The organism is Jiangella mangrovi, assembly GCF_014204975.1.
Lineage (GTDB): Bacteria > Actinomycetota > Actinomycetes > Jiangellales > Jiangellaceae > Jiangella > Jiangella mangrovi.
Map to the genome: position 1 here is coordinate 2,779,189 of NZ_JACHMM010000001.1, position 13,722 is coordinate 2,792,910.

Annotated in this window: 20 protein-coding genes; 10 read left to right on the top strand and 10 right to left on the bottom strand. The window is 72.0% G+C overall.

Annotation, left to right across the window (positions count from 1 at the left end; all coding sequences use genetic code 11):
* The first annotated feature begins 74 nt into the window (after window positions 1-74).
* Window positions 75-539, top strand: coding sequence for a winged helix-turn-helix transcriptional regulator (locus HD601_RS35665; RefSeq protein ID WP_184822469.1), 465 nt, complete (start codon window positions 75-77; stop codon window positions 537-539).
* 17 nt (window positions 540-556) lie between these two features.
* Entirely contained in the window at window positions 557-1,486 is a 930-nt protein-coding gene (locus HD601_RS12975) for a TIGR04222 domain-containing membrane protein (RefSeq protein WP_184822471.1), read from the top strand.
* 2 nt (window positions 1,487-1,488) lie between these two features.
* On the opposite strand, the gene HD601_RS12980 is transcribed toward HD601_RS12975, so the two are convergent.
* The 4 genes from HD601_RS12980 to HD601_RS12995 all read right to left on the bottom strand — a co-directional run bounded on the left by HD601_RS12980 (window position 1,489) and on the right by HD601_RS12995 (window position 4,188).
* Entirely contained in the window at window positions 1,489-2,511 is a 1,023-nt protein-coding gene (locus HD601_RS12980; protein WP_184829790.1) for a TIGR03560 family F420-dependent LLM class oxidoreductase, read from the bottom strand.
* A gap of 64 nt (window positions 2,512-2,575) precedes the next feature.
* Window positions 2,576-3,439: a helix-turn-helix domain-containing protein gene (locus tag HD601_RS12985; RefSeq protein ID WP_184822472.1), complete on the bottom strand. Its 864-nt coding sequence runs from the start codon at window positions 3,437-3,439 to the stop codon at window positions 2,576-2,578.
* 3 nt (window positions 3,440-3,442) lie between these two features.
* Window positions 3,443-3,946 carry a DUF6879 family protein gene (locus HD601_RS12990; RefSeq protein ID WP_184822474.1) on the bottom strand — a complete coding sequence of 168 codons (504 nt, stop codon included), beginning with the start codon at window positions 3,944-3,946 and terminating at the stop codon, window positions 3,443-3,445.
* On the bottom strand, window positions 3,943-4,188 hold the full coding sequence (locus tag HD601_RS12995; RefSeq protein ID WP_184829792.1) for a hypothetical protein: 246 nt from the start codon (window positions 4,186-4,188) through the stop codon (window positions 3,943-3,945). The genes HD601_RS12990 and HD601_RS12995 overlap by 4 nt, the downstream gene beginning before the upstream one ends.
* 273 nt (window positions 4,189-4,461) lie before the next feature.
* On the opposite strand from HD601_RS12995, the gene HD601_RS13000 reads away from it, so the two are divergent.
* Genes HD601_RS13000 through HD601_RS13010 form a run of 3 tightly spaced genes read left to right on the top strand, consistent with a single transcriptional unit; the run spans window position 4,462 to window position 5,607 of the window.
* On the top strand, window positions 4,462-4,686 hold the full coding sequence (locus HD601_RS13000; RefSeq protein WP_184822476.1) for a hypothetical protein: 225 nt from the start codon (window positions 4,462-4,464) through the stop codon (window positions 4,684-4,686).
* 55 nt (window positions 4,687-4,741) lie between these two features.
* Window positions 4,742-5,203: a DUF3806 domain-containing protein gene (locus HD601_RS13005; RefSeq protein ID WP_184822478.1), complete on the top strand. Its 462-nt coding sequence runs from the start codon at window positions 4,742-4,744 to the stop codon at window positions 5,201-5,203.
* Complete coding sequence (locus tag HD601_RS13010) at window positions 5,200-5,607, top strand: cytidine deaminase family protein (protein ID WP_221440909.1); 408 nt, start codon at window positions 5,200-5,202, stop codon at window positions 5,605-5,607. The genes HD601_RS13005 and HD601_RS13010 overlap by 4 nt, the downstream gene beginning before the upstream one ends.
* Window positions 5,608-5,614: 7 nt before the next feature.
* On the opposite strand, the gene HD601_RS13015 is transcribed toward HD601_RS13010, so the two are convergent.
* The 3 genes from HD601_RS13015 to HD601_RS13025 are packed head-to-tail and all read right to left on the bottom strand — an operon-like array spanning window position 5,615 to window position 7,835.
* A complete protein-coding gene (locus tag HD601_RS13015; RefSeq protein ID WP_184822480.1) occupies window positions 5,615-6,865 on the bottom strand; it encodes a DUF6596 domain-containing protein in 1,251 nt (416 codons plus the stop codon).
* Window positions 6,862-7,191, bottom strand: a complete 330-nt coding sequence (locus HD601_RS13020) for a YciI family protein (protein ID WP_184822482.1) — start codon at window positions 7,189-7,191, stop codon at window positions 6,862-6,864. The genes HD601_RS13015 and HD601_RS13020 overlap by 4 nt, the downstream gene beginning before the upstream one ends.
* Before the next feature lie 20 nt (window positions 7,192-7,211).
* Window positions 7,212-7,835, bottom strand: a complete 624-nt coding sequence (locus HD601_RS13025; RefSeq protein ID WP_184822484.1) for a dihydrofolate reductase family protein — start codon at window positions 7,833-7,835, stop codon at window positions 7,212-7,214.
* A gap of 298 nt (window positions 7,836-8,133) precedes the next feature.
* Between HD601_RS13025 and HD601_RS13030 the strand changes: the two genes are divergently transcribed.
* From HD601_RS13030 to HD601_RS13040, 3 genes are all read left to right on the top strand, one after another.
* On the top strand, window positions 8,134-8,403 hold the full coding sequence (locus tag HD601_RS13030) for a DUF4229 domain-containing protein (protein WP_184822486.1): 270 nt from the start codon (window positions 8,134-8,136) through the stop codon (window positions 8,401-8,403).
* Between the two features lie 48 nt (window positions 8,404-8,451).
* Window positions 8,452-8,682: a hypothetical protein gene (locus HD601_RS13035; protein WP_184822487.1), complete on the top strand. Its 231-nt coding sequence runs from the start codon at window positions 8,452-8,454 to the stop codon at window positions 8,680-8,682.
* A 106-nt stretch (window positions 8,683-8,788) separates the two neighbouring features.
* Entirely contained in the window at window positions 8,789-8,962 is a 174-nt protein-coding gene (locus tag HD601_RS13040) for a hypothetical protein (protein ID WP_184822488.1), read from the top strand.
* A 123-nt stretch (window positions 8,963-9,085) separates the two neighbouring features.
* Here the strand turns inward: HD601_RS13040 and HD601_RS13045 are convergent, their stop codons facing one another.
* Entirely contained in the window at window positions 9,086-9,961 is an 876-nt protein-coding gene (locus HD601_RS13045) for a 1,4-dihydroxy-2-naphthoate polyprenyltransferase (RefSeq protein WP_184822489.1), read from the bottom strand.
* Entirely contained in the window at window positions 9,961-11,169 is a 1,209-nt protein-coding gene (menE, locus tag HD601_RS13050; RefSeq protein ID WP_184822490.1) for an o-succinylbenzoate--CoA ligase, read from the bottom strand. Before menE ends, HD601_RS13045 begins: the two co-directional genes overlap by 1 nt.
* Window positions 11,170-11,252: 83 nt before the next feature.
* Here menE and HD601_RS13055 point away from each other — a divergent pair, with 83 nt between their 5' ends.
* Window positions 11,253-12,296, top strand: a complete 1,044-nt coding sequence (locus HD601_RS13055) for a hypothetical protein (protein WP_184822491.1) — start codon at window positions 11,253-11,255, stop codon at window positions 12,294-12,296.
* Between the two features lie 15 nt (window positions 12,297-12,311).
* Window positions 12,312-12,455, top strand: a complete 144-nt coding sequence (locus tag HD601_RS13060; protein ID WP_184822492.1) for a hypothetical protein — start codon at window positions 12,312-12,314, stop codon at window positions 12,453-12,455.
* Window positions 12,456-12,696: 241 nt separating this feature from the next.
* On the opposite strand, the gene HD601_RS13065 is transcribed toward HD601_RS13060, so the two are convergent.
* Window positions 12,697-13,608, bottom strand: coding sequence for a 1,4-dihydroxy-2-naphthoyl-CoA synthase (locus HD601_RS13065; RefSeq protein ID WP_221440910.1), 912 nt, complete (start codon window positions 13,606-13,608; stop codon window positions 12,697-12,699).
* Between the last annotated feature and the right edge of the window lie 114 nt (window positions 13,609-13,722).

A 13,722-nucleotide genomic window follows, 5' to 3' on the forward strand; every position in this document is an offset into this window, starting at 1 on the left:
TCAGGGTGGCGTGAGGAGTGGTGACCGGCGGTCTCAGCGGCGATCGAACGGTGATCGGCCGGTATTCTGCGCATGTGGCCGATGATTCCGCACCAGCCCTCGACCGCCTCGACTGGCGGCTGCTCGAGCACCTGCAGCGCGACGGCCGCATCACCGTCGCCGAGCTGGCCCGCCGGGTGAACCTCGGCCCCACGGCCACGGCCGACCGCATCCGCCGGCTCACCGACCTCGGCGTCATCGCCGGCTTCCGGGCCGATGTCGACCTCGAGCGGGTCGGCTACACCGTCGTCGCCTTCGTGCGGCTGGCCTACCCGTCCGGCAACTACCGCGCGCTGCACGCCGAGCTGGAGCGCACCCAGGAGCTGCTGGAGTGCCACCACGTCACGGGCGACGACTGCTTCGTGCTCAAGGTGGCGGCGCGGTCCATGCGCCACCTCGAGGAGATCGCCGGCCGGCTGGCCACGCTCGGCAGCGTCACCACCTCGGTCGTGTACTCGTCGCCACTGGTTTCGCGGGTGATCACCCAGCCGCAACCCTGAGCTGCCAGCGTCGAACGGTGACGGGCCTGCTGGTGCTCTTCGTCCTGGTCGTGGTGGGCGGCATCGGATCGGCGGTCGCCGTGGTGCTGAACGACCGCCGGCGCCGCCCCGACGTGGCGCGCTACGAGATCGGCCGCAGCTTCGACCGCACCGACACCGCGCTGCTCAGCGGCGGCGTCGCGCGGGCTATCGACGTGACGGTGCTGGAGCTCGTCGGACGCGGGCTGGTGCTCGCCGACGACGGGAAGCTCACCGTCAGCGACGAGGTCGACCGGATGCTCGACACCCCGATGGACAGTCCCGAGTACCAGCCGCCCTACGCCACCGACGAGGGCTGGATCCTGGTATCGGTGCGGGCCAAGGGCCGGCAGGGGCTGGACGCCGTCCGCCGCGACGTCCTGAAGATGCGGCTGCGCACCCGGCTGCGCACGCTGGCCGACCGCGGCTTCCTGGTGACGCCGCTGGGCCGGCAGTGGGGTCCGGCGATCGTGTGGGCGCCGACGCTGATCGGCATGTTCCTCTGCTCGATCGGCCTCATGACCTCGATCGACCCGTTCGACGAGCAGGGCGAGATCCCCGCCGCGATCACCGTCTTCGCCTGGGCGCCGATCACGATCCTGACCGCGTTCATCTGGAGCCGACGCCCCGGCTATCACGGCTCCGACCCGCGGACGGCGCTCGGCCGCGACATCGTCGAGCTGCTGCAGGCCGAACTGCCCGCGGACGACCCGCAGGCGCAGCGGGTCGCCGTCGGCGGGTTCGCCGCCATGACGGACGACGCGCTGCGCCGCGCGGTCCAGGGGAACGCCGTCGAGTCCCGGTGGAGCGTTCCGCACGGCCGCGGCAGCGACCGCCACGGCGTGAACGCGATCGTCGCCGCCGACGCGGGCATGACCAGCGACGGCGGCGACGGTGACGGAGGCGGTGACGGCGGAGGCGGGGACTAGCCTCAACCGAGCGCCGGCACGACCTCCTTCTCGAACAGCTCGATGCCGCTGCGGTCGTACGCGGCCTCGGGGAAGTAGTTGATGGCGTAGCTCATGCCGACGTCCTGGAAGCTGCGGATCGCCTCGGCGACCTGCTCGGGCGTGCCGACGGTGGGACTCTCGCGGTACGGCTTGATCTTCTCGGCGACGACGTCGGGAGTCATGAACCGGCTGTAGATCTCCTCGACGCGGGCGATCTTCGACTGCGCCTCGGCCTCCGTCGTGCCGATGACGACGTTGAAGTTCATCGACCGGGTGATGGAGTCGTAGTCGGTGCCCAGGTCGCGGCAGTGCCCGGCGAGGACTTCGGACTTGTGCGCGAAGCCCTCGGGCGTGCCGCTGAAGTTCGTGTACGCGGTATAGCTGCGCGAGCCGGTGTACTCCGCGCCGCGGGCGTGCTTGGCCGCGATGCGCAGCGTCACCTTCTCGCCGCCGCCGGCGATCCACAGCGGGATGCCGTCCGGCTGGAGCGGCAGCGGCCGGACGATGGCCCCGTCGACCTGGTAGTGCTCGCCGTCGAGGGTCGCGATGCCGTTGGTCCACGCCTGCCGCATGATGTCGACGCCCTCGTCGAGCATGCCCAGCCGCACTCCCGCGCGCGGGAAGCCGAACCCGTAGGCGCGCCACTCGTGCTCGTACCAGCCGCCGCCGATGCCCATCTCGACCCGCCCGCCAGACACGGCGTCGATGGTCGCGGCGACCTTGGCCAGGTAGGCCGGGTTGCGGTAGGCCATGCAGGTGCACATCTGGCCCAGCCGCACCCGCTCGGTGGCGGCCCCGAACGCCGCCATCAGCGACCACGCCTCGTGGGTGGCCTCCTCGGTGGGCACCGGGACGGTGTGGAAGTGGTCGTAGACCCAGATGGACTCCCACGGGCCGGCGTCGGCGTGCTTGGCGAGATCGAGCATCGTCGCCCAATGGTTCTCGGGCGCGATGTCGACGAGATCGAGGCGCCAGCCCTGCGGGACGAAGAGTCCGAACTTCATGGGGGTAGAGGTCATACCACGCACGTTAGATGAAAGATGTGAACGGCCGGAGACAGGCCTCCGCTTAGGGCTCCTTGCCGGGGCCGCTGAGCCCGTCGGCGGCGGCGCGGATCAGGGCTCGGGCGTCACGTCCGTAGACCGCCGCCTCTGCGAGGCGGGCGAAGGTCTTGGCGTACATCAGGATCTCGCGCGGTTGCGTCACGGTGAGATAGCCCGACACCAGCTCGACGTTGACCTGCGCATCGTCGTACAACCAGAAGTCCTCGACAGGCCAATGCTCGCGGCCCGTCGCGGCTGGAACGACACCGAGACTGATGTTGGGCAGGGATGCCACTTCCAGGAGGTGGCCCAGCTGCGCGGCCATCGCTTCGGCGTCGACGACCGTGGCGCGGAGGACGGTCTCTTCCAGGACGAAGGCGAACACCTTGTCCGCTCGGGCCAACAGGCGCTGTCGCTCGACCCGTGACTCCAGCGCCTGCTCGACGTCATCGGGCAGGGCGCGCCACCGCTGGACCGCCCGCAAGACCTGCTCGGTATAGCCGGGCGTCTGAATGATGCCGGGCATCACCCAGGACGAGTACGCCCGGAACCGCCTCGTTCGCTCGTACAGCGGCCGGATGGCTTCCTGAGCGTGCCGTAGCCCGTCACGCTCCATGCGCCGCCACTCGATGAACATTCCTTCGGCGGCGCGCAACGAGGCGACAAGGTCGGCAGCCTGGTCGTCAGCTCCACAGATCCGGCACCAGGTGCGTATGTCGTCGGCGGCAGGAGCGGTCTTGCCGCGCTCGATACGGCTCGTCTTCGCCGCGTGCCAGCCACACCGCCGGGCGTGCTCCTGGCCCGTCAGGCGCGCGTCGACCCGCATGTCACGGAGTCGGTCGGCGAGAACCTGACGGGCCTGCTGGACGCTGGAGTACGTGGCGGTCATTCCCTACGGCTGGTACTCCTCATGTGGGATCGCGCGCTCCCAGACGGACTCGAAGGCGGAACTGCAGAGCTTGGCGACCTGCTGGTCGGTGAGCACGTCGTAGCCGTGCTCGGGCTTCTGTCCGTTGCCGTCGAAGTAGTTGACCATGACGGTCTCGTCATCGAACAGCCAGTAGTCGTTTCCGGGCAGTGCGAGGCCGGTCGCTTGCCGGCGTGGCAGCCAGCGCACCTGCTCGCCGGCAGCCACGTTCATCGCCGTGGTCCAGTGTTCCCAGCGGATGTACTCGCTCACCGGCTCCGAGACGATCCGTGCGCGGCGCACGACCACGCCGCGGGCCACCGTCTCCCGGATCAGATCGACCCACGGCCGCCACTGCACGACCGGATCGACGCCTTCGCCACGTTGCCAGGCGACGAACGCCGGATCGTCCAGCATGTACGAGTCGCGCATCTCGAGGTGCACCGCGGAGCGCCTGGCCGAGGCCAAGACATCCTGGAACTCGGTCACGCGCTCTCGCCAGGTCCGAGGAGGAACTGCCGCATGACTGCTGGGAGCCGGATCATCGACTCGTGCGGAGGAATGTCGGTCCCGTGGCCCGGGATCGACCCCACTCGCTGCGCCTCCTGCACGGTCGCACTGTCGGCGGTATAACTCTGGATCACCAGGTCGCCGGTCTCCTCCTCGAGCCAGATCGTGGGTGAGTTGTTCCCTGGCGTGTCCGGGATGATCCCGAGGAACTTGAGTGTCATGACGCCGCCCTTCGTCATCGATTGCATGAGCTTGCACCGAGCCTGACGGCCGGCCGAACGCCCGGTCAAGGGCGGAGGCTGACTCGTGCAAGGTCGTGCAAAGAGCCTTCGCAGCGGTCGCCGCAGGGCTCTACCTTGCCGCCATGTTCACCATCCGCCGCGGCGATCGATCGTGAGCGTGACCGGCGCGCTGGCCGTCGCGAGCATTCCCGTGCTCTGGCTCGGCTGCCTGGTCGCTGCTCGCCGTCGCGCGCGGGTGGTCCGGAGCCGGCAGTGACCGCCCAGGAGCAGGAGACGGCGGCGACGCGCTGGGCGCCGGCCTACCGAGCGCACTGTCCGGGGTGCAAATGGTCCGGTCGCACGTTCTCGTCGTACGGCAGCGCCGAGCAGGCCGCCCAGGGGCGCGCCGACAAGTACGGCCACGTCACGCATGTGATCGACCAGTACGGCCTGCGAGTCGTCGGCTCGGTCCGGCGTCCCGGCGGCGAGGAGTCGTGACTGGGCACTGTCAGCGCTGACCGGCTGCTGTCCGACCGCGAGCTAGGCTGCGGCGATGGGCTGGTTCAGGCGATCCGCACCGGAGCCACCGCCGTCGCCGTCAGGCCCGGCGATCACGGAGCTGAACGACGCCGAGCGGGCGTGGGTGGCCGAGTCGCTGGCGGCGCAGCGCGCGGGCGGCGTGGCCGACGGCGATATCGTCGCCTTGGGGGCGGCGTACGACGGTGCGCTCGGCGGGTGGCTGGCGCTGCCGCCCGAGGAGCGGCCCGGCCCCAACGACGCCATCAACCGGTTCGGCATCGGGTTCGGCGAGCACCTGCGCTTGAACGCCGGGCTGGCCTGGGTGGTCGCGAGCGACGAGTACGGCACCGAGCTGGCGCTGCACGGGCAGCCGGGCGACGTCGAGCTGTATCCGGCGAACCTCGTCGCCAAGCGCTGGGTCGCGGGCGAGACCGGAGTGCTGCCCGGCCTCGCGGCCGAGCTGATCGGGCGGGTCGCGCAGGTGCGGGGCGGATGATGGACGACGGTGAGTTGATCGCGTCGGCGGCGTCGCACCTGAACCCGCGCGAGGTGCAGGGGCGGCTCGTCGGCGACGTCGCGTCGACGCTGGTCACCGACCGGGGCACGACCTTCCACGGGGTCTGCATCGACACCGCGAGCGGCACCGGGTTCTGCGCCGAGCACAGCGCGATCGCCGCCATGGTCACCGGCGGCGAGGAGCGCATCGCGGCCATCGTCGCGGTGTGGCGTGACGACGACGGCGCCCTCTTCGTGCTGCCGCCGTGCGGGCGGTGCCGCGAGTTCATCCGGCAGCTGCACCCGGACAACCTCGACACCCGGGTCGTCCTGGGTCGCGACCGCGCCGTCCCGCTGCGCGAGCTGCTGCCGGCACACGAGTGGCCCGCCCCGCTGGACCCATGAGGACGTGTCAGGGGCGCCATCCGAGCTGGTCGCGCCGGCGGGTGAGGTAGGCGGTCTCGGCGGTGTTGCCGGCCAGCTCGATGGCGTGGTCGTAGGCCGCGTACGCCGATTCGCTGCGGCCCAGCCGGCGCAGCAGCTCGGCCCGGGTCGCGTGGTAGGCGTGGTAGCCGGCCAGGCGGTCCTCGAGCCGGTCGACGGCGGCCAGGGCCACGTCGGGGCCGTCGGTCTCGGCGACGGCGACGGCGCGGTTGAGCACCACGATCGGCGACGGGTCGAGGCGGGCGAGCTGGTCGTAGAGCGCGACCACCTGCGACCAGTCGGTGTCGCGGACGTCGCGGGCGGAGGTGTGGACGGCGTTGATGGCGGCGAGGATCTGGTAGCGACCCGGCGCCACCCCGGCGGCGGCAGCGGCGAGGCGCTCGCGCACCAGCCGGTGGCCCTCGGCGATCAGCGCCCTGTCCCAGGCGCCGCGGTCCTGCTCGTCGAGGGAGACCAGCTCGCCGGTGGCCGAGACTCGGGCCGCGCGGCGGGCCTCGGTGAGCAGCATCAGCGCCAGCAGGCCGGCCACCTCACCGTCGTCGGGCAGGAGGGAGCGGATCAGGCGGGTGAGCCGGATGGCCTCGGCCGTGAGGTCGTGTCGGACGGGGTCGCTCTCGGGACCGGTCGCCAGGTAGCCCTCGTTGAAGACGAGGAACAGGACGGCGAGGACGCCGGAGACGCGCGCGGGCAGGTCCTCCGCGGCCGGCACCCGGTAGGGGATGCGCGCGGCCTTGATCTTGGCCTTCGCTCGGCTGATCCGCTGCCCCATGGTGGTCTCCTGCACCAGGAAGGCCCGCGAGATCTCCGGCACGGTGAGCCCGCCGACCATGCGCAGCGTCAGCGCCACGCGGGTCTCCATGGCCAGCGCCGGGTGGCAGCAGGTGAAGATCAGCCGGAGTCGCTCGTCGTCGATGGCGCCGAGAGGTTCGGGCGGGTCGTCGCCGAGCATCAGCTGCGCCTCCTTCTGCTTGTCGTCGCGCTTGCTCTCGCGCCGGAGCCGGTCGATGGCCCGGCGGTTGGCGGTGGTGGTCAGCCAGGCGCCCGGGTTGGGTGGGACGCCGTCGGCCGGCCATCGTTCGACGGCGGTCGCGAACGCCTCGGCGGCGGCCTCCTCGGCGATGTCGAGATCGCCGAAACGCTTGGTCAGGGAGGCGACCACCCGCGCCCATTCCTGCTGGTGGGTCCGGGTGATCGCCTCGCGGACGTCGACGGCGCTCACAGGACCAGGAGCGGGCGCACCTCGAGCTTGCGGTTGCAGGCCTTCGACGCCGCGGTGGCGAGCTTCAGCATGACGTCGAGGTCGGGCGCCTCCATGATCCAGAAGCCGGCGAAGTACTCCTTCGTCTCCAGGAACGGGCCGTCGGTGATCAGCGGCTCGCCGCCGCGGTTGTCGACGACGGTGGACGCCTCGGGTGCCGCGAGGCCGCCGGCGAAGACCCAGTGACCGTCGGCCTGGAGTGTCTCGTTGAACGCGTGGATGGCGGTCATCTCGTCCTCGGTGGCCGAGCCCGTCCTGTCGTCGATGACGGAAACCATGTACTTCATCTCGGCATCATCTCCTGTGCTCAGTGGGCGGCGTACTGGGGTCGCCTGGCGAGGCGGTAGGTCTGCAGGGTGATGCCCTTCGGAAAAGCGCGGAACTCGGTCAGGTCGAGTGCGTGGTCGGGGCCGTCGTGGGGGAAGAGGCGGATGCCCCGTCCGACGATGACGGGGACGGTGAGCAGGTGGAGCTCGTCGAGGAGGTTCTGGGCGAGCAGCCAGCGGGTGAGGTCGCCGGAGCCGTGGACCTGCAGCTCCCCACCCGGTGCGGCCTTCAGCTCCTGTGCGGCTGCCGCGAGGTCGCCCCCGTCGCCGCCGCCGGGCAGGACGGTTCCGGGCGCCCAGTGCGGGCGGGTGAGGGTGGTGGAGGCGACGTACTTGGGCTTCTCGTTCAGGGCGCGGCCGATCCGGCTGTCCATCATGTCGGGGATCGCGCCCCAGGTGTGGGCGAAGAAGTCGTAGGTCCTGCGGCCGAAGAGGAACGCGTCGGCGCGCTCGTAGGTCTCCTCGACGTGGGCGAAGGACTCGTCGTCGAACAGGGGCAGGGCCCAGCCGCCGCGGTCGTAGCCGGGGTCGAGGTCGGGGTGCGCGCCGCCGTTGGCCTGCATGACGCCGTCGACGGTGACCTGGATGGTGGCGGTCAGCTTCATGATCGCGGTTCCTTCTGGCGCTCGGGACGCCCCTCGTGGGCGGCCTCTCACCCCTGCAACGAACGCCGCGGCCCGGTTTCGACACCGCGTTAGGAACTTCTTGACGCTCGAACACCTGTTCGATAGAGTCTCCGACATGGTCCTTCCGCACATCACACCGGCGGCCGGCTCCGGGCAGCAGCCGAGCCGCCCCTCCAGGCCACCACCCTCCCCGGGGTGATCGGCAGGGGCCGCCGCCGGGCTTCCCCGTCCCGCGGCGGCGGCCCCTGTCGATTGCCGGCGTAGAATGCGTGGCGTCATGGCTGTCGTCCGATACACCCTCCTGCGCGCGCTGGTCTTCGCCGTCGTCGCCGCGCTGCTGTTCCTCGTCGGCTTCCGCGGGCTGGTGCTCGTGGTGGTGGCGCTGCTCGTCTCCGGTCTGCTCAGCTACTTCGTGCTGCGCGGCAGTCGCGACAAGGTGTCCATCGCCTGGGACCGGCGGCTGCGGACCATCCGCGAGCGCACCAACGCCGAGGACGCTTGGGACGACGAGCAGCGCGCTCGCACTGAGGGCCCCAAAGACGCCTGACCGCCCGCCCCCGGGCGTGCGACCCGCTCCGCTGGGTACGTCGGCGGCATGACCGACGACCGGCGAACCAAGCCCGGGGCCACGCCCGGCGAGGACCCGCGCGAGATCGACGAAGAGCGCCTCGGCGACGCCGCGCTCGAAGAGATGGACGGCTACGAAGGCGTCGTCCACCCCCAGTCCAGCACCGGCGAACAGGGCCTCAGCTCGGACGCACCAGGCCACGACCTGCACGAACTCGACGATGCGGCCGACGTGCCCAAGCTGCGAGACGAGAGCTGACCACGTCACGAGAAAAATCTTGACAGGGCGCGTCATGATCCGGCCGTCCCCCTGTCTTGTGGGTCAGATGGCATCGCGAGGTGCCGTCCTCACACAGGAGGTTCACATGATGACCGACGAATACGAGCGCCACGCCGAGGACGAGAAGCAGGCCAAGCGGGGGCGGCACCGCGGCGAGAGCCAGTCGCTGCTGCAGGACCTCCGGGCCGTGCTCATCGCGCGCATCCCCGCAGAGGACCGCGGCTACACCGGTCCCCGCCGCGCCCGCCGGCACGCCTGAGGTGCGGGCGGGAGATCCCTCCCTTCCGACCACCGTGCGGACGGCCGCAGCCAGCGGTCCCGCCCGACTCCGGGTCGGCAGCCAGCCGGTCCACGATCCCGGCCCGGCGCGTGGGCGAACCCCTCAGCCCACCGCCAGGCCGACCGTTAGCAACACCGCGAAGACCAGCTCGGTCATGCCGGTCCGCTTCAACACCGGGATCAGGTCCCGGCCCGTCGCCCGCCGCACCACCGGCAGGGCGGTCACCACGGCCAGTGGGGCGCACAGCAGCGTGAGGGCGCCCCACGGCCGTCCGGTGACGGCCAGCGCCGCCACGATCAGGAACGGCGCCGCCATCAGCAGCACGTAGAGCATGCGGCTGCGCTGCTCGCCGAGCGTCACCGCCAGCGTCCGCTTGCCGCTCGCCGCGTCCGTCGGGACGTCGCGGATGTTGTTGACCAGCAGCAGCGCGCAGGCCAGGCAGCCGATCGCCACGGCCGACACCAGCGACACGGCCGTCAGCCGGTCCGCCTGCACGTACGTCGTGCCCGCCACCGCCACCAGGCCGAAGAACACGAACACCGAGATCTCGCCCAGCCCGCGGTAGCCGTACGGGTTGCGCCCGCCGGTGTAGAACCACGCCGCCGCGATGGCCAGCGCGCCGACGGCGAACAGCCACCAGTGCCCCGACCACGCCACCAGCGCCGCGCCCGCCACGCCCGCCGCCGCGAAGCTCCACAGCGCCGCCGCCTTGACCGCCGCCGGCCGCGCCGATCCCGAGCCCACCAGCCGGAACGGCCCGACCCGGTCCTCGTCGGTGCCGCGGATGCCGTCGGAGTAGTCGTTCGCGTAGTTGACGCCCACCTGCAGGGCCAGCGCCACCAGCAGCGCCAGCGCCGCCTTGCCGAGGTGAGCCGCGTCGGCGGCCGCAGCTGCCCCCGTCCCCACCAATACGGGGGCGACGGCGGCCGGCAGGGTCCGCGGCCGGGCGCCCTCGACCCACTGCCCGACGGTGGCCATCAGGCCTGCGCCAGGCCGAGGCGGGCCGCCAGCGCGCGGCGGTCGGTCTTGCCTCCCGGCAGGGTGGGCAGGGCGTCGAGCACGTGCAGCTCCTTGGGGGCATAGGCGACGGGGTGCCGCTCGCGCACGTGGGCGCGGACGTCGTCGAGGGTCGGCGGGCGGCCTGGATCAGTGGGCACGACGGCGACGACGACCCGCTCGCCCCACTCGGCATCGGGGACGGCGACGCTGAGCGCCTCGGCCACGTCCGGATGCGAGGCGACGGCCTGGTCGACGGCGGCCAGCGGGACGTTCTCGCCGCCGGACACCGCGACGTCGTCGGCCCTTCCCAGTACGGTCAGTGTTCCGTCGTCGCCGAGCCGGCCCAGGTCGGACGTGGTGAACCAGCCGTCGGCGAAGGCGTCGTCGAGGTCCGGGCGCAGGCGGTAGCCGTGGGCCAGCATGGGCCCGGCCAGCCGGATGCGGCCGTCGTCGGCCAGCGCGACCCGGACGCCGTCGAGCGGGACGCCGTCGTACACGCAGCCGCCGCAGGTCTCGGTCATGCCGTAGGTGGTGACGACCTCGACGCCGGCCTTGCGCGCGCGGTCGAGCAGGGCGCCGTCGGCCGCCGCGCCCCCGACGAGCACCGCGTCGTACCCCGTCAGCGCCGAGAGCGGGGCGCCGCCGGCGTCGAGCAGCGCGCTGAGCTGCCGGGGGACCAGCGCGGTGTAGCGCCGTCCCGCGCCGGCGAAGACCTGGACGCTCGCGGCCGCGAACAGCTCCGGATCGAACCCGCCGGTGAGGTCGACGGCGACCGGCTCCGTCCCCGCGACCACCGACCGGGCCAGCACCATGAGCCCGGCGATGTGCGTCGCGGGCAGCGCAAGCAGCCACCGCCCGGGCCCGCCGAGCCGCTCCAGGGTGGCGGTGGCGGCGGCTTCGACGGCCGTCGCGCTCAGCAACGCACCCTTCGGCCGCCCCGTCGACCCCGACGTCGGCACGATGAACGCGACATCCTTCTCCAGCGGCTTGCGCGGGGCGAACTCGCTGAGGAGCTCGTCCCGGACCGCGGTGGGCGCCGTCGGCAACGGCAGCAGTGCGGACCTGCCGGCCAGGGCGGCCGCCACCGCGGGCATCAGCCGCGGGACGACCGCGGGCCGCAACGGCACCTCGACCGTGGTCAGGGCGCGGCGGGCCGGAGATCCGGAGGGCGGGGTCTGCGTCTGCATCGCCCCTCCACCCTAGATGCCGGCGCGACGGTGCCGACTGCGACCCGGACGGAGATGTCCGGGGTGGGTGGAACGATGCCGGGATGGCGTTGTTTCGCAGAGCCTCGCGCGAGGCCGAGCCGGCGGCGGCCGAGCCGGCCGCGCCGCACCCGGTCACGGCGTTCTGGGCGTGGTGGGCGGACGAGGGGCACCGGATCGACCCGCATGGGCTGTCGCCGGCGACGGACGAGCTGACCCGCCTGGTCCGGGCGATCCATCCCGATCTCACCTGGCACTTCGGCGCCGGTTCGGAGGCCGAGCACCGGCTGACGGTGTCGGCCGGCGGCGCCGCCGAGGTGCGGCCGAGCGCCGAGCGATGGTTCCGCGCCGCACCCGCCCCCGACGCGACCTGGGAGTTCAGCCCCAGCCAGCAGGCCGATCCGGCCGCGCTGACGAATGCGCTGGAGATCGGCGGGCATCGGCTCGAGCTGGCGGCGACCACGTTCCGGATCGAGGTGGCCGCCGACGAGTTCCGCGTCCACATCGGGGTGCACCATCCGGCCTTCGCCGAGCTACCCGAGAACGTCCAGGGGCAGGTCACGTTCCTGGTCCTCGACTGGCTGCTCGGCGAGGACGCCGTCGAGCGCTGGCTCGGCCGGATCGAGCCGCTGCCGGTCGCCCCGGTCGGGTCCGCGCGCGAGTCCGGCGACGCCGTCCGGGCCGCCGTCGCCTCGATCGCGTCCCAGCGCGACCCCGACGCCTGGGTGCTCGGCCAGTGGCAGGACGACGAGGGGATGCCCGGCCTGGCGATCTACCGCAACGGGCTGCGCTGGCTCGACCACCCGACGCTCGACCGGCACCAGAGCGTCACCGCCCACTACGTCGCCCAGCCGAACGGCCTGCCGGCCGACTCCGGCGCCCTCGACCTGCTGCGCGAGCTCGAGTCCCAGCTCGAGGCGGCGCTCGGGTCGCGCGGCATCCTCATCGGCCACGAGTCGCACCGCGGCCTGCGGACCTTCCACGCCTACACCGACGGCGAGGACCAGAACGCCGACGCCGAGCTGGCCGCCTGGGCGTCGGGCCGCGGGGTCACCGTCGAAGCGGCGCCCGATCCGGCGTGGTCCCGGGTCCGGCACCTCACCGGCTGAGGGAGACTCGGCGGCATGGCGAGAGTCCTGTTCGATGGGATCGTCCGCACCGACTACGGGCAGTTCGACCTCACCTGGTCCGACGACCTCGGGTTCGACGGCGACTTCGACCGGTTCTTCGCAGGTCAGGTCAACGGGCTGGCCGGCGCAGGCAAGTGAGGAGGGCGGGCGGCTCGACCTGCCGCAGGGCGCGTATCGCGTGCGCGTCAGCGCCCGTGGCCGCGACGCCGGAGCCGCAGGCGAGTTCGTCGACAGGACGGTCGGCAGCCGGCGCCCATGATCATCAAGGATTCACCCCGCCATAAGGGGTCGCATCCTTGATGATCATGGGGAAATGGGGGTTTCAGGTCACTCGGATGCCGCTCTTCTCCATGATCAACAGGAACCCTGGTCGGCGGCGTCAGTAATACCAGGGGAAGGGCGACCAGTCCGGCGGGCGCTTCTCGAGGAAGGCGTCCCGGCCCTCGACCGCCTCGTCGGTCATGTAGGCGAGCCGCGTCGCTTCCCCCGCGAACACCTGCTGGCCCACCATCCCGTCGTCGACCGCGTTGAAGGCGAACTTCAGCATCCGCTGCGCCGTCGGGCTCTTGCCGTTGATCTTCTCCGCCCACTCCAGCGCCACCTCCTCCAGCGCGGCGTGCGGGACGACGGCGTTGACCATGCCCATGCGGTGCGCGTCCTCTGCCGAGTACTCCGAGCCGAGGAAGAAGATCTCGCGGGCGAACTTCTGCCCGACCTGCCGCGCCAGGTACGCCGACCCGTAGCCGCCGTCGAACGAGCCGACGTCGGCGTCGGTCTGCTTGAAGCGGGCGTGCTCGGCGCTGGCCAGGCTGAGGTCGCAGACGACGTGGAGGCTGTGGCCGCCGCCGGCCGCCCAGCCGGGCACGACCGCGATGACGACCTTCGGCATGAACCGGATCAGCCGCTGCACCTCGAGGATGTGCAGCCGGCCCGCCCGCGCGGGGTCGACGGATTCGGCGGTCTCGCCGCTGGCGTACTGGTAGCCCGAGCGGCCGCGGATGCGCTGGTCGCCGCCGGAGCAGAAGGCCCAGCCGCCGTCCTTGGGGGACGGCCCGTTGCCGGTGAGCAGCACGCACCCCACGTCGGGGGTCATGCGGGCGTGGTCGAGCACCCGGTACAGCTCGTCGACGGTGAGCGGGCGGAACGCGTTGCGCACCTCGGGCCGGTCGAACGCGATGCGGACGGTGCCGCGGTCGCGCCCGTCCTCGACATGGCGGTGGTAGGTGATGTCGGTGAGCTCGAAGCCCTCGACGGGGCGCCAGCGGGCCGGGTCGAACGGTGCGGTCGTCACCCTGGTCAAACTAGCCGGTCGCGCTCGGGAGGCATGTGTCCGGGCGCTCGGATAGCATCCGGCTCGGATGCCGACCTGGGTCACCGATCCCGGCGCGCCGAGAGACGTTCGGGG